Source organism: Pontibacter aquaedesilientis (assembly GCF_014773225.1).
Lineage (GTDB): Bacteria > Bacteroidota > Bacteroidia > Cytophagales > Hymenobacteraceae > Pontibacter > Pontibacter aquaedesilientis.
Window position 1 is genome coordinate 50,710 of sequence record NZ_JACXAJ010000011.1, and the last position, 23,942, is coordinate 74,651.

The window sequence follows — 23,942 nt, forward strand, 5'->3', positions numbered from 1 at the left end:
CTTTCTATTTAATTTGATCAGTGATTTATAAAGTTGTTTCCGGCTTTATAAGATTGGATCATAGATTAAAACCAGAAATTTATCTTTCTCTACTTTCGCTGTTATTTTCGTCTTCATGTCTTTTGTCACCCATACGTTCTCATTTTCACGATAATTTTCTTCATTTAAAGTGCTTATCATCATTGAAAGCATTTCTTTAGGCATCAGTCTCGTAATACGAACGCAGACATCATCTATGACAACAAAATCTAACAGTATAAAGGGGTCATCTTTGTGCCTATATTTAATAAAAATACCATTATTACCATATGGTTGATCACCCCTCGTTTCCCAAGTATTCTGATAGTAGGCTTTCATGTTAGTCTTTATTTCTGATTGGGTATGTCCTAGCATATTTTGAGCCGAGGTACTTACAATTGCAATGAAGAATATGCATAGTGTCAAGATACTAGCTTTCATTTATTATATCTTTTAAAGTTAAACCTAATTAAGATGGCAGTTCTAAATCATTGCTACATCAAGCCTTTCCACTGAAATGATAGAAATAGAATAATCCTGTTCATAGTTTTGATGAGCTAAAATTTATTAGAGTGAAAGTATATCAATTATTCAATATACACAATATATGGTGTATAATTTTATGGTGTAATCTTAAAACTATATAAATCTCAACTTTCGCTCATGGAGAGTGAAGAAGAGATATTAAAGGCCATCGGGAACAGGTTGAAAGCAATCAGAATCAATAAAGGCTATAAAAGCTACGAATCCTTTGCGTTGGATCACGACCTAGGGCGTATGCAGTATTGGAGGCTGGAGAAAGGAGAAGCTAACCTGACTATGAGATCTTTGCTGAAAGTACTAGCCATTCATAAAATGACATTACAGGAGTTCTTTTCCGAGGGCTTCTGATTTTAACCGTGCTGTTGAGAGTTTACTCTCATTCAATAAGCTCCCATCATAAGCTAGGCCAGGATTATTCTCCCCAATATTTTGGACTATCATTCCGCCGCGCTTTAGCGAAGTAATTTTTCATCTCGCAAAGGCAAGTAAGAAGACTGAAAGACTGTTTGACTCTTATCAAACTGTAACATACTTCATCGAAGTAAGGCAAGAAGCAACCTTTACGGATTACTTCCCACCATACCTCTGGGACCAATACCCTAACCTAGATACCAGCTTGTATCTCTTCCATTTAAAGCACCCTGTATCTGAGCGGCAAAGTCCAGCGCATTAACCGAACGGTCTAAAAACTGGTCTATGTAAGTCGATTTATTTGCACTTGTCAGTAGATTGTAAAACTTCCAAAGGGAAATGTCACCATTCTCCTGCTTGCGAAATGCAGTGTCTCTATAGTAATCCTTGCAAACAGTTGTAAGTTGGGAATCCCCATAGAGCATTGGTGGAATTAATTTCTTCTCTTTAGATGGCAGGTGATGATACATCCTGCAGCGACCCAGCAATTGTGCGAACTGCCGCTCCGTGATGGAGTGTTCAGTCAGGGCTCTCATCTGTTCCAAGTGGAACTGCAAGTTATATGAACCTATCAGCTGTTGAATACTATGATGAAGCTGGTCCAAACTGCTTACCCTCAGGTCGGCCAAATACCCATCCGTCCTTATGCATAGGTTAGTGCATACTTGGTTCTGAAAACCAATGAACACTTTGAAGTACTCACCAGCCCCTTTCCTACCGTAGAGGTTATCCAGATTGTATGCCTTTACACCTCCTACTGTGAGGTTGAGTCTGTTTCCGTCTATCATGCTAACTACTGATGGAATCTCTAAGGCAAACATCATTCGCTCATAATAAAGTGTCTTCTCCCATTCCTCCAGTTGATTAGAGGGCTTATCCTTGGCCTCTGGCACCCTGCCCTTAATAGGATGGCTGCATCGAATCTGTGGGGGCTGAATTTGTTCTCCACTATAGAGCATGGAAACTATATCCTGTGTTATCTGGATAAAGTCTGACTGGCTGATTAATGGCTCGTTATCCTTTACATAGACTGGTATGATATGGTCCTGACTAAGCTCTGCTAATTGAATGGCTAAGGTATTGGCTTCTATGAAAGCAGAAGAGGCAGACTGTACGTCAACCCCCATGCTACTGTTTGTAGTATGTTCTGATTGAGAATTAACCTTCATGAGTACATTTTTCATAACTATCATTTCTTAATGTTGCTTGGATATGGTTGACTTGATTACCATTAAATGGAAGAACATGTGGTGCGTGAGCCCTTTTGCCTGACAAAGCTTCATCAACTTTTCCAGTGAGTCAGTGGGTTGAATAATGTATCCTGTCTCTTCCTGGAATTTCTTCTTTTCTCTTTCCCAAGTTTGGTCTACAAATTCCTGCAGTTGTGATAGGGCGTTATTGCTTTGTGGGCTTCCATTTAAAGAATCATTGTGCAGAATAATAAGTGGTTTCTTCATGCTTAATATCAGTTGAAGTTGTGAAAAGATTATCAGTGCAGCTTAGGGGAAGTGCAGCTAGACTTCCCCCTACCCCATTGACTGCAGCTTATTGTATGGGTCGTGCTACGTTCTTTCAGTGGTTTGATTTTGAGGAGTAACCATCTCACAGAACAATGCCTAAGAAATTCAGCATAACTCCCAATTCAGCTACTTTACCCCCGTAGCGACGAACTGCACAGGAGGTTTATAACTGAAATGACTATGAGGGTACAGCTTACCCTTGATGAAATAGAGAATTACTACCGAATCCCAACTCAGCACCTTGTCTACCTGTTTTCTATCCCCGATACCGATATCTCTAATGGGCTTGATACAGATTACATCGAAAGGACAATGTGCCCTTTGGAGTTTGTATTTGGATAAGAATAGGCAACTGTTAGAAAACCTGCTGGGTTCTGGGCTAAGAAGTAGTTTTGATAGCATAAGCGTATTGACTGAAAGTTAGGAAAAGAAAAAGGGTAGCCTTTAGACTACCCTAAGTGCGCTAAGCCGCAGGTTTCATCTGGAACACCTCCTGTTCCATGGTTCTGTCTACTGGGTCGTAGTAGTAGGTGTGAGCCAGCGAAATTATCTCGTCTGTACCGGGAATGTGATAGTCATAAGGGTCACACTCTATCTTTTCAATGTTTCCCGGGAGGGTCTTGCCAATAAGGCCCTGACACATCAGGTCATTGAATGTGCAGGGGATAGTGCACACCTTGGCTGTAGCATAGAACCGGCCAGATTCTTTGGATTGAATCAGTTCAATGTCACCCTGCAGTAAAAGCACATTGAAATCCTTGCCATCTTCAGATTTGCGCTTTTTAAAATCGGTAATTGTCACCATTGTCTTTTATTTTTTTAAGTGAAATAAAACAACGGGGGGTACCTCCGCCCCGCAGGTACGGGTGGGGGGCTTTCTACAGGGAACCCTGCGTTTATTCTTATCCGGAAAATATATCAGCCTTGTTATTTAAGGCTATCTTAGTATAATGTCCACTATTAGATCTGTAAGGCTTTTACTCTATTTATCGGGGAATTCCTGCAGTGTGGTTAATAGCTTTCCTTGCAGAAATGGCATGAGCGATGCTCCGCACCAGTTGCTTAAAAACTGGATGTAAAGCGAAAAAAGATATGAATTTCAGATTTGAAGTCAGATAAAAAGCATTCTGATCAATATAGTTATCACTCTAGGTTAACAGTTACTATCCATTGTCAGGTGCTTGGCTATAAAATCGTACGTTACCTCTACAAAGGAAATATCTGCGGGTCTAAGTATATCCCAGTTATAGACATACCATCTAATCAACTCTCTCTCCTGTAGAGGCAAAGCATAAAGGGCCTTAGCTGTGTGCAGACACCTTATCCCGGTAATGATTACACATCGCACCCTGTCCGTGTTATAGTGGTTCATAAGATGGGTACGGTACCTTAAAGCCTGTTCCACCAATCTGTTGTCCCCATCCTTATGCTTCAGTTCTACAACCACGTGATTTCCTTCCTTATCTGTTGCCTTAAAGTCCAGTCTGTCTTTTGTTCCGTCGGGTTTGAATTGCCGGTCAGACATATGGTCAGTACCATCTACAGGCAGGCACATTTCAAGCCCTAATAATTTATACCAATGGTTGATAGCAAAGGCATCCTCCATTTCTTTTTCCATGTTGAAAATATCCCCCAGTCGCTCTACAGGAAAACTGTGGATTCTTACATTTTTATTCCAGTTAGTGTCTGTCATTGCCTTTCTGCAAAGGAATAGCCCTTCCCTCTCCAGACACTCACGTACTTGCAACACATTAGAGTGGCCTCTCTGCTTATAGCCATAAAGCTGAAACAGGGACTTCACTTTTATACTACAATAGCCATTTCTGCTGACAATAAGCTTCATCTGCTCAATTGTCTGAAGCTCTTTATCTGTATTTCTCTTTACCTTTCTTGTTCTTTTTGGGCTCTTCCCTGCTTTTACTATATCAGCACTATGGCCAATTGAGCGTGTAAACAATGATTTTAACTTTTCGAAAAGTGGAGACATAAAAGACAGCTCTAGGTTAGAAGAACATTTTTCACAAATACCTGCAGAATAAATAAATTTATATATAATATTCCTATATATTGACATTTATATGCCTATGTGCATCACATCATCCCACATCGAGACAGTTTAAAGCTCAGGAAAATCAGGTCAAATCAGAGATACACTTATGACAGATATTACTCTTAACAACCTTCTTCCAGTAAGAGTATCAGGCTCTGGCATTGATGATACTACATTTGTAGGTATCGATTTTGGAACATCCACCACTGTAATTTCAATTGCCACCCATAGTAATGCTACGTCTGAATTTATCGTCCGATCATTACCAATTGTGCAGGAACTTGAAGACGGCAGGACCCATACTTCAGAGAAAATACCGACCGTAATAGCTTACCTGAAAACTCTTGGACGCAACAAGATTATCGTTGGACAGGGTGCGGCGGAATTGAAGCACAACCATAGCTTCAAACTTGGCAGAAATATCTGGTATTCATTTAAGACTGCCTTAGGTACGGATGCGGGGGCGCTTTATTATAATTGCGAAATTGAAAATGAAACCCTTAAGTTAAGAAACCCTAAGGATGCCTTAAAGCTGTTTGTCAGGTTTTTGAAATCTAGAGTAGAGGATTACATTAAGAACAACAATCTTGCACCACATACACAGTATGCATTCAGTATTCCTGCATCCTTCGAAGCAAATCAGAGGAAGGAACTACTTGATGCCTTAGCACAAAATGGAATTCCAGTAGCCCGACAAGCTCTTATTGACGAGCCCAATGCTGCTTTCATAAGTTATTTACAGGAATCATTTTCTGATAAATCACCCTTGAAAGTACCTGACCACAGAAATGTAAACGTGATGGTATTTGACTTTGGCGCTGGCACCTGTGATGTTTCTATTCTGGAGATTGGCAATGGACTCAAAGGTACTTATTCGAAGAACCTGTCCATTTCGAAATACTATGAGATAGGTGGTGATGATATAGACAAGTACCTGGCTCTGGAATTTCTGCTGCCCCAATTGGCTAAACAGAACAATCTCAGCCTTACAGATTTCAGGAAAGGCGAAATCAAGAAAGACATCTTACCCTTGCTTTTAAAAACTGCTGAACAGCTGAAGATAACCATCTGTGAGAAAGCGAACTTAAAGCATCAGAACCATACCCTCCCCTCACATGCATTAGCACTGAATGATGAATCAGTCGGCTATGACATCAATATTGGAATTCCGAGGTTAGGCACCCTGACATTGAGTAAACCCAGTTTGTCATACAGCCAGTTTGCAGAAGCCATGAAGTACTTCTGTTCAGATGCATCTGAGAGTCAGCCACAAAAGTATGAATACATAAAATCCTTTAAGAGCATTTTTACTCCTATCAGATCAGCAATCAAAAAAGCTTCATTAGAACACGAAGACATTGATTATGTTCTGTTCATTGGGGGAAGCTCCAAGAATCCTTATGTACGCGCAACTATAAAAGAACACTTCCCAGAATCTGAAATTTTAGTGCCTGGTGATCTGCAAACACATGTCTCCAAGGGAGCTGCAATTCATTCCTTGGTATTTAATGGCTATCGCAAAAATTTGATACAGCCAATAACCAGTGAACCTATACTGATTCTCACAAGAGAAGGAACAGTGACCCTCATGCCTGCCGGTACAGAGGTACCAAGTGAAATAACAAAAATTGAAGACCTTGAGGTTGCAGAAGATAATCAGGAGATTATTGAGCTACCGATTTTTATAGGTAATACCCGTAAAATGCTCTTCAATTTCAAGCTCTATATGCCTGAAAACAAAACATTGAGGAAAGGAACACCGGTCAAGGTTATGGCAGAGATCAGCTCCGACAAGGTGTTGGGCCTGCGAGCTTTTATTGAAGGTATTGAGATGATCGCTGAGCCCCTGGCTCCATTTTCAAACGCAGAGAAAACTACTGAAGAAAGAGAAGTGCTCATAGCGGAAAAACAATTCAACCTGCAGGCAGAACGGAACGGCGGCAGACCGACAAAAGATGGATTTGAGGCTCTGTATAGGGCTTATAAAAATGCCGGCTTGGATTTACAGGCAGCTCAAACTCTAGAAGAAATGAACGACCTGTTTCCTGAGACATCCAATCTGAATCAAATAGGTGTTCTCTTTTCATCTGCAGGTGATAGGGTAAAGGCATTGGAATACTACAAGAAAGCACACGAAGCCAACCCTTCCAATGTAACTGTAGCATTTAACTTGGCATTACAGTACAAGCTTTCTGATGCAAGTAAATTTCAGGATATGCTGGAAAAAGTGCTTCAGTTAGACCCTAATGATCCGGAAGCACTTCTTGAAAAAGGAAGGCTTCAGAATAAGAGGTCTGCTGACAGCGGAAGAGATTTAATCGAGACAGCTTTTAACATTTATAAAAAGAAATTCGACAATAATTCACTAAGCGAATGGGAATATAGCTGGTTTGCTTCTACAGCCTCTGAACTGGGCAAAAATGACATGGCGATGATAATAAGAGAAAGTCAGCCGAAACATAAAGCTGCTGGCTTATGGAATGAAAAGAATCTAACAAAGATTAAGAGCAACGAGGGCTTAATTAAAATTCAATAGCTATGGCATGGATGATCAGTGAGGAAAGGCTGGACCCGAATCAGAAGGAAATTTTTAACAGCAGAATAGACAAAAACCTCTGGATAAAAGGCTTTGCAGGCAGCGGAAAATCTGTTCTGCTAATTCACAAGCTCAGAAGAATTATTAAAAGTAATCCAAACGTTGAGACCTGTGTAGTTGTATTCACATGGTCAATGATTGATATGTTTAAAACAGGGATGAAGGAGCTTGAAATGCCATCGAGCATACCTGTGATAACATACTTTAAATTTAAAAGCGAGGGTTCTTTTAGAACTTATGACTATATATTTTGCGACGAAGTACAGGATTTGCCGGAAAGCATCCTTAACCTAATGAAAAGCAAATTAAAACCTAACGGAAAGATTGTAGTTGCAGGTGACTCAAACCAATCCATTTATGAGATGGCTCCAGGCATACAGGAACCTACTGTAAATCCTAAACAGATTGGGGTGATAATAAATGCTGAAGAGGTCAGCTTGAATTACGTCCACAGGGTAACACGCACAATTATCAATGCAATCCAAAAGCTGCTCCCCTCAACAAACATCTGGAGTGCTAACAGAGAGTTTACTCCCCCTGACAGATCCATTGCATTATGCATGGCTGATTTTGAGGAGCATGAAACAGAATATATCTATAAGGAAGCACTGAAAGGTCCTGACTCTTCCGGCAGGGACAGAAAAGAAACAAGTGTAATTCTTCTACCAACCCACAGGGATATCATCAAATTTATACAGCTACTATTAAGGCAGCTGAATGCCCCTGAATGGGTTGAGAAAAAAGACGGCTATGGGAAGAACCCTGATTACATTGACATGAATAAACATCTAAGATCAAACAGGATCAGGATTCAGTATATTGGAAACGGGAATGGTAGCTTGGAGGACGCAGAAGATAACAAGGACATTATCCTGATGACATATCACAGCTCAAAAGGTCTTGACTTCGATAATGTATTTTTGCCCTTCCTGTCTTGGGATCTTTTCATCTCAAATTACAGAGCTGATGTGTTGTTGATGGTTGCTATGACAAGAAGCAAAAAGAACTTGTATATATCCTACACTGGAAACCCCCACCATCTGATAGAGAAGTTTATTTCAGATAAAAATATTGTTACTGATATACCAATAACTAAACCAACTACTTCCACATTTCACACAGAAGAAATTGATCTTGGCTTTTAATCATGAAAGACATTTACGCCCCCTTTACCAGTGAGCAGTTTGACCAGGTTTTCAGATTTGGTTATATTTATATACCTGCCTTTTTGACCGTAGAAGCAACAGAAAACAATGAAGAACTTCAACGCAGTCTGGCCAGAGTTTTTACGTCGTACCTTCCTTTTGTGTATGATGAAAATTATTTGATTATTAAGTCTAATTCACTTTTTAAAAGTGATGAAAAGTCTTACCTGATCAGGGTAACTGATATTGAAGCCGTATTTCCTATTTCAGAAGAATGTGAAAAAGCGGTTACACTGAAGAAGTCTGCCAAGATTAAATTCTCTCCACCAATATTTTCCAAAAGTACATATACCCAAATAAATAACTCATTCTTTAGTTCTGAGGCAAAGCGAGGAACAGAATGCTTGGCTGCAGTTTTTTCAAGTGAATTTGATCGGGGGACGTCATACGCTTTTGGTTTAGATGAGGTATTAGATGCTTCCTTGAAGCTCAGAAACAATGTAAGAATAAATACCTTACCTGAAGGTACCCCTCTGGTTGACTATGTATTTCTGTATATGTACCAGGCATATTATCCGTTAACTACCTTAGGCTATTTTTACAGGACAGCTGAAATCCTTACTAGGAAAGCACTGACAGACATGGGAGTTTCCTATAATGAAGCCTTACTGGAAAAGACGGACATATATCAGTTGCTTAATGAAACGAACTACACCAGATCCGCTATTAACCTGAAAGATATAGTTGAGCTGATTGAGAATGATACCAGGTCGGTTAAGTTTGTTAACAATTTAACAAAGGATGGCCTGCGTTTTTACATTACAATTCCAATGTTTCTCAAAGTAATTGATGAGTTCAATGAACGAAATCAACAGTTAGCTAACACCTCCATGCAGGATATGATCAGATCCTACAAAGACAGATATCCTAAGGAATGCGAATTACTTATAACTTGGCTTGGTGCTTACTTGGGATATGGAAACTGCTATGACTTCTGCTATGAGAAATCTAACCTTAAATTTTTTAAAGGGTATGTGGCAACTGATACAGAGAAAGACAAAGGCCTTATCAGCTCGGATAATTATTCTGTTGAGGATTTTCCCGAGAATATAGATGAAACTCCAACAGTAACCAGTCACGATGTGGAAGAAGTTACAGAGGTAAGGAGTACAGATACTGTAGTTTCTCAGATGGTAAAACAAGATGGGGAAGAAGCCATGGATTTGGAAGCAGCTACAAAACCTATACCTTTAATTGGTAGCGAAAAGCCCAGTGAGGAACCAGGTCAGTTTATAGAACAGTCATTCCTAAAGAATAATAATAGATTAAAAACAACTGAGATTATCTCTATGCTTCAGTCACAAGGATATAACAACCTCAATGGACAGAAAGTCAATAAAAATAACTTGAGAGCTTTCCTAAAGCAAATGAAAATGTTCAATAAAAAAGGGACTGGAGAAAATGAATACTACGAAATGAAAACCGGAGCTCCCTTATTCACAAATTAACTACTCTAAAATCCAGACATGAGCAGACTTTGTCAACATTTTTGTTTCTTGTAACAGAGTACATCGATTATAATTAATACTGACGCGAATTTAAGTAATAAATAAAAATCTAAACAGGCCCTGATTAATAGTTATCAGGGCCTGTTTTGTTTGATGCCAGAAAAACTGTTACGTCTGATAATCAATCACAAAACATAAGTGTCAATCGTGCCCTGATAGGAGCCTAAATAGTAGGTCAACACTACAACTCATTCGTAAAATTAAATAGTATTAAGTGCACAAATTATTAAGCTGCAAAACCATACCCCTGCTCCGCTTGCTCATACAAGTGCTGAAACACAACATCAGTCTTCTGCATAAACACTGTTCTGTCATAAGAAGTAGGCAAGTGCTCGTTTAGAATCTCTTGAATCTTATGCCTTACCGCTTCCTGCGTCTTCTTCTCTTTGTGCCACTCTTGGATTAGAATCTTGTTTTTAGCATCAAACAGTACCTGTAAGAGATCTTGTGCTGCCAGCTTTACCTGCTTTTCCTCCTCTTTTGTGAGCTTTCTGTCCTTGCTCAAAAGGTCAAAAACCTGAAGCTGCTCCTCCGTCATCCCTTCTTTGGCGGCACGGCTTTGTTCTTCACTCAAGTCCTCCGCCTGCTTGACCAGTTCTTCGTAAGCTTCTTCTATGGAAAGGCTGCCTGAGTTATAGTCATCTATCACTCTCTGGAACCGTTCTAGGAAGTGACCTCTCATCTTGTTTTGCCCCATCATCTGCTTCAGCTTGATTTCCAGTAGTTCACGCAGGTCAGCGAACTGAATATGCTTGTATTGTTTCTCCGGGAACTGCTCCCGCAGTTTTGCGAAGTTCAGTTTACTAAGGTCAATCAGGCTGGCCGTCTTCATGATCACCCGCTCATGCGCAACCTGCAGATCACCCTGCCCTACAATACTGGTATCCAGCAGTTCCTCTATCCTTCTCTTGGCGCGCTCAATTTCTTCATCCTGATCTACCTGACGGTCTACCACCTTCCGCAGATACTCAAACACATCACGTGCTTTCTTGGCCTCTGGGATTTCATATATCTCAGGCTTGGCCGAATCATAAAGCGTGGATATGGTGTTATCGTACAAGTTAAGCTGCTTTCTGTACTCATCCTTTTCAAGAATGATGTTAGCATACTCGTTGAATAGCTCCACTTCACGGAAGCCCTTCTCTCCAATGGCTAAAATGGCGTCAATGTCCGCTCCTAAACTTTTGCAATACTCTTTAGCCTCAGCGATAGCCTGATTCAATATCTCCAGGAGCTCTTCAAATTCTTGCACTGGAAACTCCTCTTGGATTTCTTCTTTGTTCCTGCCCTTTGAGCCTTCCGCGTAGTCTGCTAATGCTTTCTTAAGGTTCCTGAACACGCCGAAGTAATCAATCACCAATCCGTTCTTCTTCCCCTCAATCACACGGTTGGCTCTGGCAATGGTCTGCATCAGGGTATGGTTTTGAAGCGGCTTATCCAGATACAGCGTGGATACTGATGGAGCGTCGAAACCCGTCATCCACATAGCGGTTACAAACACAATGCGATAGGTGTTATTCGGATCTTTGAAGAAATCTTCAATGTTCTGCCCATCTTCATTGGGGTAATCCATCAGTCTGCGATGCGGACGGATATCTAAGTTCTCTTTTTTAAACGCCTCCTCTTCTTCCCGCTCACTTCCCTCCTGGCTTACCACAGCCGCCATCCGCGTCTCTTTCATGAAAGCAATGGCCCGCTCATACCTCGCTTTTTTAGCAATGTCCGTTTCCAGCTTCGCTTTCTTATGGAGTTCCTTTAATTCCTCCTTTAGATAGAACTGCACCTTTTCATACATTCTGACAGCTGTGAACTTGTCAATAGAAATCACCATGGCCTTCATGGGCTTTCTGGCTCCGTTTTCATCTACTGCATCCAGGCGGTATGGGAAATGCTGCACGATATGCTTGGCAATCTCATTCAGGCGGTCGTCACGGCGAACTACGTGCAACAGGGTAGAATACTCTTTATCCAGTTTTTTTCTTTGCTCTTCGCTCAGGTTCTCATCCTCCAAGATCTGAGCGGCCTCACCTACCAGATTCTCATTCACCTGCTCTACACGCGGTACGCTCTTCTTGTAGAACATGGGTACGGTTGCACCATCTTCTATACTTTGCGCAAAATTGTACTCTGATACGTAAGGTCCAAACCAATCCCTCGTCAGCTCATTTTGCAGCAGTGGGGTACCCGTAAAAGCTATGTACTGGGCTCTAGGCAAGCCAATACGCATATTCTCAGCCAAGCCTTTGTATTGCGTACGGTGGGCTTCGTCTACAATCACAATCCAGTTGTCACGGTCTGCCAGCTTAGGAAAGGTCTTGCCCTTTTCTATACCAAACTTATGGATGAGGGTGAATAAATAAGTCCTGTTTGACTGCAGGTATTCCTGTAGCTTCTCTCGGGTAGCGGGACGGTAATAGTTCTGTTTCTGGTCTTTGGTCAGTACGATTGTCTCAGTTTCTACAAAGTTCCTGTAGATTTGCCCATCCAAATCCTTACGGTCTGTGATAATGAGAAATGACCAGTTTCCGTCTAGCTTGTAGTTGATTTTCCTTGAAAAGAAAATCATGGAGTATGATTTACCAGAGCCTTGCGTATGCCAGAACACCCCTAGCTTTCCATCCCTCTTTCCTCCTGTATTAGCAAGTGTGAGGGCATTTACTGCATTGTTCACCCCCAAAAACTGGTGGTTCTTCGCCAATATCTTGACCTTGTTCTTATGATACAGAACAAAATTCTCAAAGTAGTCAAGCAGATTTACTTTGTTGCACAGACCTTCCCCGAATAATTTCAGGCTAAGTCTTTTGTTCTCTTCTTCACTGATTGCCTCTACCTCGTCAAGGGTTAGCTGCTCCTGATCAATTGCTGTATCTTTCAGCTTTACCCAGGTGAAAAAGTGCTCCCAAGGTGCATTAAAGCTTCCTACCCTAGTTTCTATTCCGTTGGATACACATACAAGGAGATTATACCAGAAGAGCTGTGGTATATCCCGCTTGTAATCCTTAAGATTTTTGTCATAGCCTACTTTTGCCTTTTCGGTGGCATTCTTTAGCTCAATCATTACCAGCGGAAGCCCATTCACATACAACAACAGGTCTGGCCTGCGCGTGATGGTGTCTGTCTGGAGGTATTCTATGCTCAGTTGTGATACAACTAAAAATTCGTTGTCTGGACTCTTAGGGTTACTGAAGTCTATCACTTTCGCGTATCCGTTCTGCTCTTTACCTTCCTGATTGGTGTAGGTAACAGGAACACCCTTCCTGATGAGTTCATATACTTCCTTGTTCGCCATAAGAGGCGTAAGGCTTGCCCGGCTCCTGGTAAGTTCATCAGCAGCGTAGTTTAAACAGCTTCCAGGAAGATCAGGGTTAAGATGCGTTAAAGCACTTATCAGCCTATCGCGCAGCACAACATCTTTCAGACTATCTCTGCCAATTTTTTCATGTTTCCAGGCATTAATGTGCTGGTACCCTAGAGCCATTTCGAAGAACTGGATATCCGCTTCTTCTATATGGGATTCGTTAAGGAAAGCCATGTTATCTTAAATAATAATGATGAGATGAATAGGTTTGATATTTATCTTCTGTTCTTAAGGCATTACTCAGCATGTTTTCGACTATCACTCTTACTTTAGCTTCATTTATACCTCTTGTCTCATCTGTAGTAAGCAGATTATCAATTCCAGCCTCTTTATACTTTTCCCTTTTATATCTCCATTTACGTTCATAATACTTGCTGCCCAGTAAGCCTAAATGCTCCCAATAGAAAGTATGTCCGGAAGGTGTGTTTATGGTAAAGTCAGTCTTCATCTTCAACTGTTGCCCATTTATGAGTGGTGCTTTTTCATAGAAAAATTCAAACCCTTCTACATCCTCCCTAAACTGTTTTAGGACGTTATAGATAATATACTCTACCCTGGACTTGACAAACACGCCCTTCTCAGGCTCCAGCGAAAAGTCCCAGAATGGAAGACTAAACAAACTTGTCTTTCTAACAGCAGAGTAAGATCTCGTTCTTATGCGCTCAAATAATGTATCTTCAAAATTTTCAGTCGGTTTACCCTGAACAAATATTGTTAGGGTTTCTTTAGAGCGAGTAAGCGCAGTATATAGGAGCTCTTTGGATAATAAAGACAAGCGTTCGGGTATAACTACAAAAACGTGATCAAAGCCACTACCTTGTGACTTGTGTACTGTAATACAATAAGCTAGCTCCAACTCTTCCTGTTTTAGAAGCCCATCATAGAAACTTACAGCCTCACTACCTCTTTCTGGAAAGTAAATCCCTTTTTCTTCTACAAGGCCTAATGAACCGTTAGACAATGCCAGCTCTTTGCCCGCGTATCTATTACAGATTTGTATAACCTTATCAGTTCTTTTAAAGGCAAGTTTGTTATTTTGAACAAATGATTCTCCACTCCTCAGGTCCTGCTGAAAGAAAGTATTGATCTTACCTGACCCAGCCACTCCCGTACGATAGGGACTAAGAATCTGAAAACCATCAACTTTCCTCTCACCATTTATGCCTAAGAGGCGGTTAAGGACTGAGTTAGCTGGCTCAGAGTCTCCTTCCTTTTTCCTTAACTGCTCTAAACGATTGAGCATTTGTTTTTTTAGCTTCTCCTCACTTGTCCAGTAACATACTTGAAAGCTTCCTTCTTTTGAAACCTCTCCCCCAAGTGCTACTTTTTGCTCGATCTCTATAGGCAGTTGGTTATAGTCTGAGAAAATCTTACTAAACTCAATTATTTCTGTTTCTAAAGTTTGCCTACAGTTTACTTCAAGTTCAATCAGGTGATCAGCAAACTCCTTTTCCTGATTGAGATAGTCTCTTAAATCTGCGAATACTTTACCAAAACCTATTGGAGGAAGCTGATTTGGGTCTCCTACCAAAATTAGCCTCTTGAAGGAAGGTTTGTTGAAATTAAGAGTCTTTAGTAAATCCCTAAATTTGAGGAGATCTACCATTGACATCTCATCTATAATTATGTTGTTATAGTCTTCTCTACTGCTTGGAGATTTTCGGTGTCTGTGTATGTACTTGTCTATCGTTAGAGCTTGTACTCCCTTGAATTTGTCATCCGTACTCAGACGTAGTGCTGCTTTTCCTGTTGGTGCCAGAACTAAGCACTTCTCATTCTTGCTTTGCAGGTAGCTGATGATCTTTAGGAGCTCATGTGATTTACCAGATCCTGGCGATCCTGTTAACACGTACAGGCGCTTGGAAAGTATATTCTTATAAAGCCTTTGACGTTCATCCCTGAAAAGTTCTTCTTCGAATTCCTGTATATCACCTTTTAGTATACTGCAAGAACCCTCGATATAATCAGCTAGATTTGGGAAATCCTCTTCTATAGGTTCAAGCTTTAAAAGGTGCTTAACATCGTTGGATATCTTCTGTTCAGCTTGGTAAAGCTCCTTCAAATAAAAGTATTTGGTATCATTTTGCTCTACTACCTCCAGCTTCTCTGAGAGAACAGATTCATAGTTGTCAGATATGCGTAACAGGAAATCAAGAGGCAAATGGTAATCTTCTTCTATTCTGTAGAACAGCGGGTAACTTTTTAGCGCCTGTTCAATAGTTTTAGCGTCATCAAAACAATGCCCTTTTGACTCAAGGGCCTTAAGGTGGTGTATAACTAATGCTCTTACCCTTCTGGCATCTGTATTCTCGAATCTTTGCTGTATGGCTACCCTATCGAGGAATTGTGTATTGGGAAAGTATGCTATATCAATTTTGAAGAGCTCAATCGGAAAATCTAACTGTTCTCCTGTATTTGGGTCTAGAGCTTCTACACTTTCATCAGGTTCATACTCTTCAAATAACAAGTACGGATTCTGACAAATCTCTCTGATATCACGCAGAGGCTGGTCATTTCCTAATCGTCCAAGCTTTATCTTCTCAAACTGCCTTGGAGTTAGGTTGAGCATTGCCAACTGCAGGAATTGATCAATGTCAATCCCAAGGCTCTGTTTGATTGCTCTATGTAGCTCATCTAATAAGCCAGCGTACCTTCTGTACTCCGTATTTGCATATGGTGCATTTAGTAGCTCACCTATAGCAGCGACATAATCATCTCCTTCTGCCTTAAGATCCTCTATAAGCGGATCAAAATTAATCTTGTTACTAAGGTGCGGGAGCAGCACTTTGGTTAGGGAATTAAGACCAGGCAAGTAACCCCGCTTGTCCCAAACCATGCTCAGGAAGAAGTCTATCTTCTTTAAATCTTTATCAACATCACCTGGAGGCACTACTCCTTCATTTCTGATATCAAGAAGTTTCTGCCTGATCTTAGATAGTAGGTAAATGCAAGCATCATGGTCTACGTCCATAGCCACATACTTGAAGTTATGGATCAGTTCAGGTTCAGATATAGATACTTTCAAGCGATCTAAGCGCGAGTAGTCCTTTGTTTTTTCAGCTTCTTCTAGGTATTCGTGATAAGGCAGCCTTACGCATTGCTTAGGCCAGTCAAGCGTATAACGTAATGCCCAGTTGATGCGTGGAAAGTTTTTATTTCTGGGAAACTTATGTTTTTGTTTTTTCTCGAAAATATATTCTTGACCATTAAAGCGTGTATTAGCTGCTTTTTCTTTTAACAGCCCAACCCCCACTACAAGGTACTCTTGGTCTTCTCCTGAGACTGGATTATCATAGTTCGCATATAAGAAAACAAGTGATTCTTCTGCTTTTAACTTATTCTGGAAATGAGGTATGCGAACATCTTCTAAATTTCTTGGGTATGCCCCTTCTCTATTCTCTTCTTTTAGGTCTCTGGTAAAAGAAACTGCAAAAGGCCATGAAAAAACTGAATTTGGAGGCAATTCCTCTCTGATTGGCGTTAGAGCTGGCTCAGCAGGGTTGTCATGTGATATAACTAGCTCCTGATCTCCAAATGCATTTATAGACCAAAAACAAGGAGGTGTGTAGCTTTCCTCCTGTTGTATTACTTGAATCGTCTGTCCAGCATAGCCACTTTCCAGCTCAGCATTTTTGCGCTTCCGGATACGCTCCGAGAGCAATGAATGATAACCGTTACAGTATATGTTGTTAATAGGATCATTACATATCTTGCCATTCCACTTGTTGTCGTGCCAGGCAACCCGGACTGTTAAATGCTTTGTTGGTTGAGAATCTTTGATCTCATCATATCCTCCATCAAACTCCTGCTTGTCCTGATCTGCATCAATCTTATCTACTACAGCTTTGGCAGCCTTCACTTGTTTCCAAGAAGGGCGCCTATCAAACATGGCGTTTATCCATTTTATATCACTATAAGGAAAACTATTATTTTTTGCGTACTCCTTATATTCATCCCAATCAATGGTTTCCTTCCATTGAAGGTATTCATCAGGTGACATTTCCATGCTTGATACTTTTGTTTAAATAGCTAATTGAAGTTGTTGTTCCTTTTGCTTCAGTAGATGCTCTACAGAGAGCTTTCCGCTGATGAGCCTTGGAAGAAGAAGGTCGCGGGTTTGTTTTAGATTATTGTTCTTCTTTACCAATACCTGAATCTCTGTGATGATAGGATTTACTAATTCAGAAAAAGAAGTAAGTGTGGCACGATCAGGATACAGCACCTGAAGCCGTGCTAAATCAGTTCTGTTTAATTCGGTTTGTCCTGTTGAACCTAAAGCCATATTTTCTATTAATTTTTGGCCTAAATTCATATTTATTCCAAGGAATTCAGCATCAGTTGCAGAAACAGGACGTACAATAGTTACATGAGAATCAACTGAAAAATTTGTTAACTGCTCCCAAACTTGTGCCACCCGACCCAGTGTCCCTTCTCCTGTTGAGTTAACTACAATGTCTCCTAATCTCAGAAGGCGATCTTTCGGAATCCTTTTAGACTGACACCTAGATAGACTGTAGTCAATTTTATTATCCCTGATACACCTCTGGTTTAGTACATAAGAATTTCCTTCATCATCATATGCTGGGGAAATGCCTCTATTAACCATTGAAGTTACATTGCCCAAGTTTGTCTTCTGCCACCCTTCAGGCACACCATCAACTACAGGTGTATTTTCATAGCCAGGGAAGCGAAGGCGCACAAACCACTCCTTATAAATTTCCTCCGTCATCTGCTCAAGTAATGAAATTCGCTGGTTGTTGTTTTCTAATAGCTCATCGTAGGCAGAAAGTATAGAGGCTATCTTATCTTGAATAAATCTTGGTACATCAGGAATTTCAATTTTGGAGATGATTTCTTGATTAAGAGAGCCCATTGTTGCCCCAAAGGAGCCAAGATTAATCATCCATTGCTGGTGCTCAAGTGTTCTGAAGAAGAATGATATAAAAGTTGGATTATATTCATCTGTTAAGAATCTGAGACGAATACAATCAGAGCCTTGTATCCATCCAGTTTCATTTTCTCCAATTAATGAGTGCCTTTCTACAGCTCCTTTTCTACCGAAGACTATGTCATCCTTTTTTAAAAGATGAGACTTTAGCTGAGCAGCCTTTTCATCATCGAGGTACTCCAACTGTTCTTTGCGAACATCACCAAAGCCTATATTTCTTACATTGATAACAGGTATACCTTCCTCAACATATTCTGAAGCTTTCAACTGTGTTCCGAATGGACCTGTTTGAGAATGGGCTTTACCTCCTCTAATCAGTTCTCCGACCTTTATTCTCTTCAGCATTATAATAGGGCAGCTAAATTTTGCTCAATAGAAAGCTCTAATTGATGAGCCTGATTTGTCAGCTTTTTAAAAGCCAGGAGTTTATAACTAAGTAACTCTTTAAATTCTTTGGCAGAAAGACTATCATCACCAGCCTCTACACCCACATACCTTCCAGCATTCAAGGAGTAATCCTGCTCCACCACATATTCTTCTCGTGATGCTATCTTACAAAGTCCTGTCACATCTACATACTTTGCATCTGGAAAGCGCTCTTGTAGCCATGCCATACTATCAAGCCAATAGCTTGCTTGTTCTAAGGCAACTTTGAGCTTCAGCTGTTTCTTGTCCAGATACTTATCAATTTTATTTAGCTCCAGATCATTCCACCCTTTGTCACTTTTAAGCTTTAGTAGAGAATCAGCCTGCTTCCACAGCTCAAACACACTCTCCTTCTCCTTATTTAGCCCAGATTGCAATTCCTGATAAGCACTAAGTACAGTTTTAAATTCAGTAGCAAACTGTAACTGTGAAGCATTTTCTTTGGCAGATGCAGCAAGTGTTTGTAATGGTTGGAGATTCGGCATTTCCAGCCCATCTTTCAGCTGAAGGGTTTGTAATTGCTCTGGTAATATAGCCGCTTGAAGCTTTTTAAGTTGTTCAGGCTTATACTTGTCTTTGCTCTGCTGATAGTAACTCTTTAGATTAGCTAAGGCTTTATTTAGAGCTGCATTGTATTTCTCTACTCTTTCGGTAATAGCAGATAATGCTGTTTGTGCCTCCTTGATGTAGTGAGAGATCAGCTCCAGATAGCGGTCGGTTTCGCCCCTGTACAAGCGTACAATAGCAGAAAGATTCTGTACCTGTTCTTCTGTCCAATCGCGGTGTGCGCGGTCTATCTGGCGGTACAGGTTACGGCCATCTAGGAACAGTATCTTGTCTTTACGGTCGGTGTTTACTTTGCCCTTATCAAAGAACCAGATGGTAGCAGGAAGGGTAACTGTATAAAACATATTAGACGGCATCGTCACCATACAATCTACTATGCCGCTATCTACTATATTCTTCCTGATCTCATACTCTGAATTGCGTGCATCAGACGCAGAATTGGCCATCACAAACCCAGCACGTCCTTTATCATTCAGCGAACTTGCAAACAGCGATACCCAGAGGTAGTTCGCATCGGTTATTTTATCGTCTTTTTTTCCCTTGTTTGTCGGCAGGCCATAGGCCGTAAAGCGAGGGTCATTTTTAACAGTAGCTTCCTTTACTGTCTTCACGTTGAATGGCGGGTTAGCCATTACATAATCAAACTTACCCTTACTGTTGTAGGGATCACTTTCGTAGGAGTTCGTTTCTGTAATCTCCCCCCGAAGGTTGTTCACCAGCAAGTTCATCTTAGCAAGTCGTACAGTTTCACCCATGTACTCTTGCCCACATACATAAATATCGTTCAGGTCGTGGTTAGCTTTCTTCACAAACTTTGCTGATTGTACAAACATACCCCCCGAACCACAGGCAGGATCGTAAATCTTACCACTATAAGGCTCAATCACCTCTACAATGAAGCGTACAACCGAAGTAGGCGTAAAGAATTCTCCCCCCTTCTGGCCATCGCTCAAGGCGAAATTACCCAGGAAGTATTCGTAAATCTTCCCAAATACATCACCACTAGCGTCTTTAGGTATGTCAGAGAAAGCTTTTAACAGTTGAGGAAGAATATCATCCTTCTTCTTTTCAATATCGAAAAAAGCATCTTTTGGCAGCACTCCCTGGAACTTCGCATCCTGATAACTCTCAATCGCCACCATTGCTTCTTTGATGGCTTCAGCTGCTTTCTTGTCTCCAGGTAGGTTGAGCAGGTACTCATATCTGGCATGCTCCGGCAAATAGAACCCACACTTCTCTAAGGCTATTTTATCCAAGTCACGCTCCATGCGTGTACCTCTGTGTTTTTCATACTCCTGCAGAATTTCAGCCTCTACATGGCTATATTTGTTATCAGCAAAGCGTAAGAAGATGAGACCTAACACTGGCACTGCATAATCTGACGCCTTAATCCCTCCATAAGCACGCAGCGAATTGGCTGCATCCCACAAATCATCTTCTAGTTTCTTTAGTTGTTCGTTAGTCATCGTAAACTTTGCTAAGCACACTTAGCACTGTATTATGTAAGGTTTTTATTTGAGTCTCTAAAATACTAATGTTATCACTAACATTGAAATATTTCAAATTTTATATATCAATTCAATGATATTACACTAGAAACACAGTACATCTTTGCTTGTGGGAAATAATGTTCTAAATGCATATAATTTAAAACAAATATTGGCTAGTCGTTATAATGATATTCATAATACTATAACCTGTAAAATAAAATCCATTAAAAAAGCCCAGGTTATTATTTCCTGAGCTTTCCATTAAGAAAATACAATATGCTAGATTAGTCATTGCCAAAAGCCTCTGACAATTCTATAATCACGGATTTTATAAATAAATGGCGCTTTTGAGAAGTTATACAGTCCTAATTAATCAAGAATTCTTAATTTTCAAATAAACGCTTAACACTTCTCTTGTGTAATAATAGTTTCTTTGCTTACAGCGTAACCAAACTATAAATAAAATCGGGATTAGTACCGCATAGTATCTCCAATCCAAATAATTCCTACTAATCAAAACAATAGCACCGAACAAAACTGTAGTTAAAATTACTCGGGCAAAGGCATAAGCAGTATTGAAATCTTCTACACGAGGATCTTTCTGAGCGTTCGCGTACTGCATTGCTATTGAGAAAAGTTCATCATGGCAAGCGTTTGGTTTGGCTTCAGCGAGAAGCAACTCTTTAGTCTTTTCGCAGTGATAGAACTTAACTTTCCAAATCCCCTTGCCCTCTAATAACCTAAAGGAAGGTTTTCCTCCCCACGTGAAAAAATAGAAGTCTTCCAGCCAGCTTGACAATGTATTCATCACGTTTCCCAGTAAGAACGCAATAGCAGTATATGGTATAACCATATCTTTGTCAAATGGCGTTCCTCCAAGTTTTAATGCCAATAGTAAAATTAGAAAGCCAGGGATAAGCGATGATAGAATATCGTATGCTTTGAAGTTCATTAACTTGAAGGTTTAAGGTTGATTATATTTTATAAAGCTTTATCATATTAATGCCTAAATTCCTCTGTTGAAAAGCCTTGAAAAGGATCATAAGAAAACAAACGGTAGAATCTTATCATTAGTAACAATTATAGCACAGGTCGGTATGGGCTCTTTCCTGTTTAAAATAACCAGTTCACGTATCGTAGCCTTATCTCTACAACTTAATCCTTCCAAATCCATTGGATGAGTGTGCCACTCACCGATATAGCCAACAACGCCTCCTGTGGATTCTTTGATCTCGTTAATGTACTCTGGTAGCCCCTTCACTCCTCTTATAAAACCAGTGCGGGTTCCTGTACTACCTTGCGGCTCCTCAATTATATCAAAAACATGGATTGTTTTTGTTTTATAGTTTGCCATCCCCACTAAAACACCCCCTGTCTCTATCTTACCATTTTGATTACATAAGTTCAGAAGCCGTTCAGAGCTCCCCGCTGCCATTCTTATTTCCCAACCACTTCCCTCTGCGCAAAAGTAGCTTTCGAAGGGAGGAACGAGGATGCTTTTGCTTTGTAACTTCGGTATTCCCCCCATTTCCACTTGGCTTAAATAGATAAGCCCCTTGTTACCTATCGAAGGATTGCTTTGTTCTTGGTGAAGTAACCTGGAGAACACAGACGAATGCAAGGATATTATATCGTCTGGCATTACTGTAGTCGTAGAGCTGCAACCTAACCCAATGTCAATTGTGCTGTACACTCTTTGTGAATCGCGCCTTCTCCATGACTTAAGCGCATCATTGGCTATAGCAGAATAATACGCCATGTTTATTAAGTCATCGATACGCGGATTTCTTTCCTCACCTTCGATGTATAGCAGCCCAAGCCTTCCGTCATCTGCAACCTCGCAACGACTAACTTTAAGCGTAGCTGGTAATACCTTCCTTGAAAGCCAATTCTGTACAAGCAGACTTGCTGAACTATCTACCAGCCACTCATAGTCTTCGAATACATTATCCGAAACATCTTCAACTGACATAGCATAAGCACGGAAGCCTTTAGTACTATCAGTTTCAAACATATCTGATATCTGTTTGATGGTAGCATCTGCCTTATTCAAACCTACCTTATCATGGTATAATGCTTGACGGGCAAGGTTGTGTTGCAAGAACTTGTCTTCATCCACTACACCTATATGCATCTTTCCGCCTCTTGCATCATGTATAATAATCTTTGACCCCAAGGAGCCTGCGCCAACGTAAAGCGTTTTTGCAGATCTTGTTTCACCTGAGAGTTTGGCAGCCAAATTAGAACTGAAAGGCTCTATGTGAGATAGGTTCAGTACTGCAGCATCTTCTGGCATGGCTTGGCCTTTTCCTTCTGGAGCTAAAACAGAGAAGTTGATGAACTCATACTGCCCACCGTATCCAACCATTTTCTTCGGTCTTTTAACGGCATGTATAATAGGAATCCCTCTCCTCTTTTGTAATCCATAATTTTTATAAATTGCCAACACTCCATCAATATCTATTCCTCGGACGTTAAAGTATATCTTAAGCTCACCGTAATTTTTAGGAAGGCTAGTGCAATACTCTTCTTCAACCTCATCATCCTGTCTCCATACCAAGATAGATAGAAGCAGTGACACCTCTCTCCCATTTATGCTTTTATGCAGCTCATCAATAACTTTCATGAAATTGGCTAGTTGGATAAAAGGAACGGATGACAAAGTCTTATAAGTTAATGACCCATATTTTTCTTCATCATCACTTAGTATATTTGAGAAAAGCAGAGCCATCCCATGCCCAGGGTGGAACCTCTGATCATTGCTTACTACTTCATGTAGTAAATCATATTTGTAAACATGGTACCCGTGATAGCCTTCCAAACGTATAGGGTCAAATTCCTCACCGTCACCTGAGAGACGACCGGTTGCAGCTTTAAATAGCCACTGTTCACCGACGGCCAATAAATCCCACATTCTAGCCCCTGCAAACCATTCATTTGGGTTGTTCCTTACAATACAAAATTTGCCTGCCTCCTCTGATGTCCTGGACACATACAAATGCGCAAGGTGCTTCTTTGGGAAATCCTTGCGGTCGCTTAGGATCAAAGGTATCTGATCAGGGTATCTCCTGAGAGATATCTTTATAAGTACAGGTTCCTCACTGCGTATGTCAATTCCGCCTACTGTTCCCAAAGGGGGAAGAGATACCTTATAAGTAACAGGTATAGCAATATGATATTCATCATATGCTAAAACCACTACATTCTCCAAATCAAAGAAGTCACGGATCTCACCTAAGCCAATTTTAATAGCTTCGGAGAGTTCGTCACTATATCGTTGCAATGAATCACTATGCAGCATA

General features: G+C 40.5%; 15 protein-coding genes. 4 read left to right on the forward strand and 11 right to left on the reverse strand.

The genetic code is table 11. The features are described from left to right. Nucleotides 1-45: 45 nt before the first annotated feature. The gene (locus H9Q13_RS16705; RefSeq protein WP_191184956.1) at nucleotides 46-357 is read right to left on the reverse strand and encodes a hypothetical protein; all 312 of its coding nucleotides are present in this window, start codon (nucleotides 355-357) and stop codon (nucleotides 46-48) included. A 324-nt stretch (nucleotides 358-681) separates the two neighbouring features. On the opposite strand from H9Q13_RS16705, the gene H9Q13_RS16710 reads away from it, so the two are divergent. Then, a complete protein-coding gene (locus H9Q13_RS16710; protein ID WP_191184957.1) occupies nucleotides 682-909 on the forward strand; it encodes an XRE family transcriptional regulator in 228 nt (75 codons plus the stop codon). Nucleotides 910-1,160: 251 nt separating this feature from the next. On the opposite strand, the gene H9Q13_RS16715 is transcribed toward H9Q13_RS16710, so the two are convergent. The 4 genes from H9Q13_RS16715 to H9Q13_RS16730 form a co-directional block, all read right to left on the reverse strand. Beyond that, nucleotides 1,161-2,156, reverse strand: a complete 996-nt coding sequence (locus H9Q13_RS16715) for a DUF3871 family protein (RefSeq protein ID WP_191184958.1) — start codon at nucleotides 2,154-2,156, stop codon at nucleotides 1,161-1,163. A gap of 12 nt (nucleotides 2,157-2,168) precedes the next feature. Next, nucleotides 2,169-2,429, reverse strand: a complete 261-nt coding sequence (locus H9Q13_RS16720) for a hypothetical protein (RefSeq protein WP_191184959.1) — start codon at nucleotides 2,427-2,429, stop codon at nucleotides 2,169-2,171. Between the two features lie 526 nt (nucleotides 2,430-2,955). Next, nucleotides 2,956-3,297: a hypothetical protein gene (locus H9Q13_RS16725; protein ID WP_191184960.1), complete on the reverse strand. Its 342-nt coding sequence runs from the start codon at nucleotides 3,295-3,297 to the stop codon at nucleotides 2,956-2,958. Nucleotides 3,298-3,645: 348 nt separating this feature from the next. Then, a complete protein-coding gene (locus H9Q13_RS16730; protein WP_191184961.1) occupies nucleotides 3,646-4,479 on the reverse strand; it encodes an endonuclease NucS domain-containing protein in 834 nt (277 codons plus the stop codon). Nucleotides 4,480-4,648: 169 nt separating this feature from the next. Here H9Q13_RS16730 and H9Q13_RS16735 point away from each other — a divergent pair, with 169 nt between their 5' ends. The 3 genes from H9Q13_RS16735 to H9Q13_RS16745 are packed head-to-tail and all read left to right on the forward strand — an operon-like array spanning nucleotide 4,649 to nucleotide 9,791. Further along, nucleotides 4,649-7,078, forward strand: coding sequence for an Hsp70 family protein (locus tag H9Q13_RS16735; RefSeq protein WP_191184962.1), 2,430 nt, complete (start codon nucleotides 4,649-4,651; stop codon nucleotides 7,076-7,078). 2 nt (nucleotides 7,079-7,080) lie between these two features. Further along, nucleotides 7,081-8,283 carry a 3'-5' exonuclease gene (locus H9Q13_RS16740; RefSeq protein ID WP_191184963.1) on the forward strand — a complete coding sequence of 401 codons (1,203 nt, stop codon included), beginning with the start codon at nucleotides 7,081-7,083 and terminating at the stop codon, nucleotides 8,281-8,283. 2 nt (nucleotides 8,284-8,285) lie between these two features. Continuing rightward, the gene (locus H9Q13_RS16745) at nucleotides 8,286-9,791 is read left to right on the forward strand and encodes a hypothetical protein (protein WP_191184964.1); all 1,506 of its coding nucleotides are present in this window, start codon (nucleotides 8,286-8,288) and stop codon (nucleotides 9,789-9,791) included. 286 nt (nucleotides 9,792-10,077) lie between these two features. Here the strand turns inward: H9Q13_RS16745 and H9Q13_RS16750 are convergent, their stop codons facing one another. The 6 genes from H9Q13_RS16750 to H9Q13_RS16775 form a co-directional block, all read right to left on the reverse strand. After that, nucleotides 10,078-13,383: a type I restriction endonuclease subunit R gene (locus tag H9Q13_RS16750; protein ID WP_191184965.1), complete on the reverse strand. Its 3,306-nt coding sequence runs from the start codon at nucleotides 13,381-13,383 to the stop codon at nucleotides 10,078-10,080. Between the two features lies 1 nt (nucleotide 13,384). Next, nucleotides 13,385-17,215: an AAA family ATPase gene (locus H9Q13_RS16755; RefSeq protein ID WP_191184966.1), complete on the reverse strand. Its 3,831-nt coding sequence runs from the start codon at nucleotides 17,213-17,215 to the stop codon at nucleotides 13,385-13,387. Between the two features lie 15 nt (nucleotides 17,216-17,230). Next, complete coding sequence (locus tag H9Q13_RS16760; RefSeq protein WP_191184967.1) at nucleotides 17,231-18,502, reverse strand: restriction endonuclease subunit S; 1,272 nt, start codon at nucleotides 18,500-18,502, stop codon at nucleotides 17,231-17,233. Next, on the reverse strand, nucleotides 18,502-20,616 hold the full coding sequence (locus H9Q13_RS16765) for a type I restriction-modification system subunit M (RefSeq protein ID WP_191184968.1): 2,115 nt from the start codon (nucleotides 20,614-20,616) through the stop codon (nucleotides 18,502-18,504). The genes H9Q13_RS16760 and H9Q13_RS16765 overlap by 1 nt, the downstream gene beginning before the upstream one ends. 397 nt (nucleotides 20,617-21,013) lie before the next feature. Next, on the reverse strand, nucleotides 21,014-21,592 hold the full coding sequence (locus H9Q13_RS16770; protein ID WP_191184969.1) for a hypothetical protein: 579 nt from the start codon (nucleotides 21,590-21,592) through the stop codon (nucleotides 21,014-21,016). A gap of 87 nt (nucleotides 21,593-21,679) precedes the next feature. After that, complete coding sequence (locus tag H9Q13_RS16775) at nucleotides 21,680-23,941, reverse strand: ThiF family adenylyltransferase (RefSeq protein WP_191184970.1); 2,262 nt, start codon at nucleotides 23,939-23,941, stop codon at nucleotides 21,680-21,682. Nucleotide 23,942: the final 1 nt, after the last annotated feature.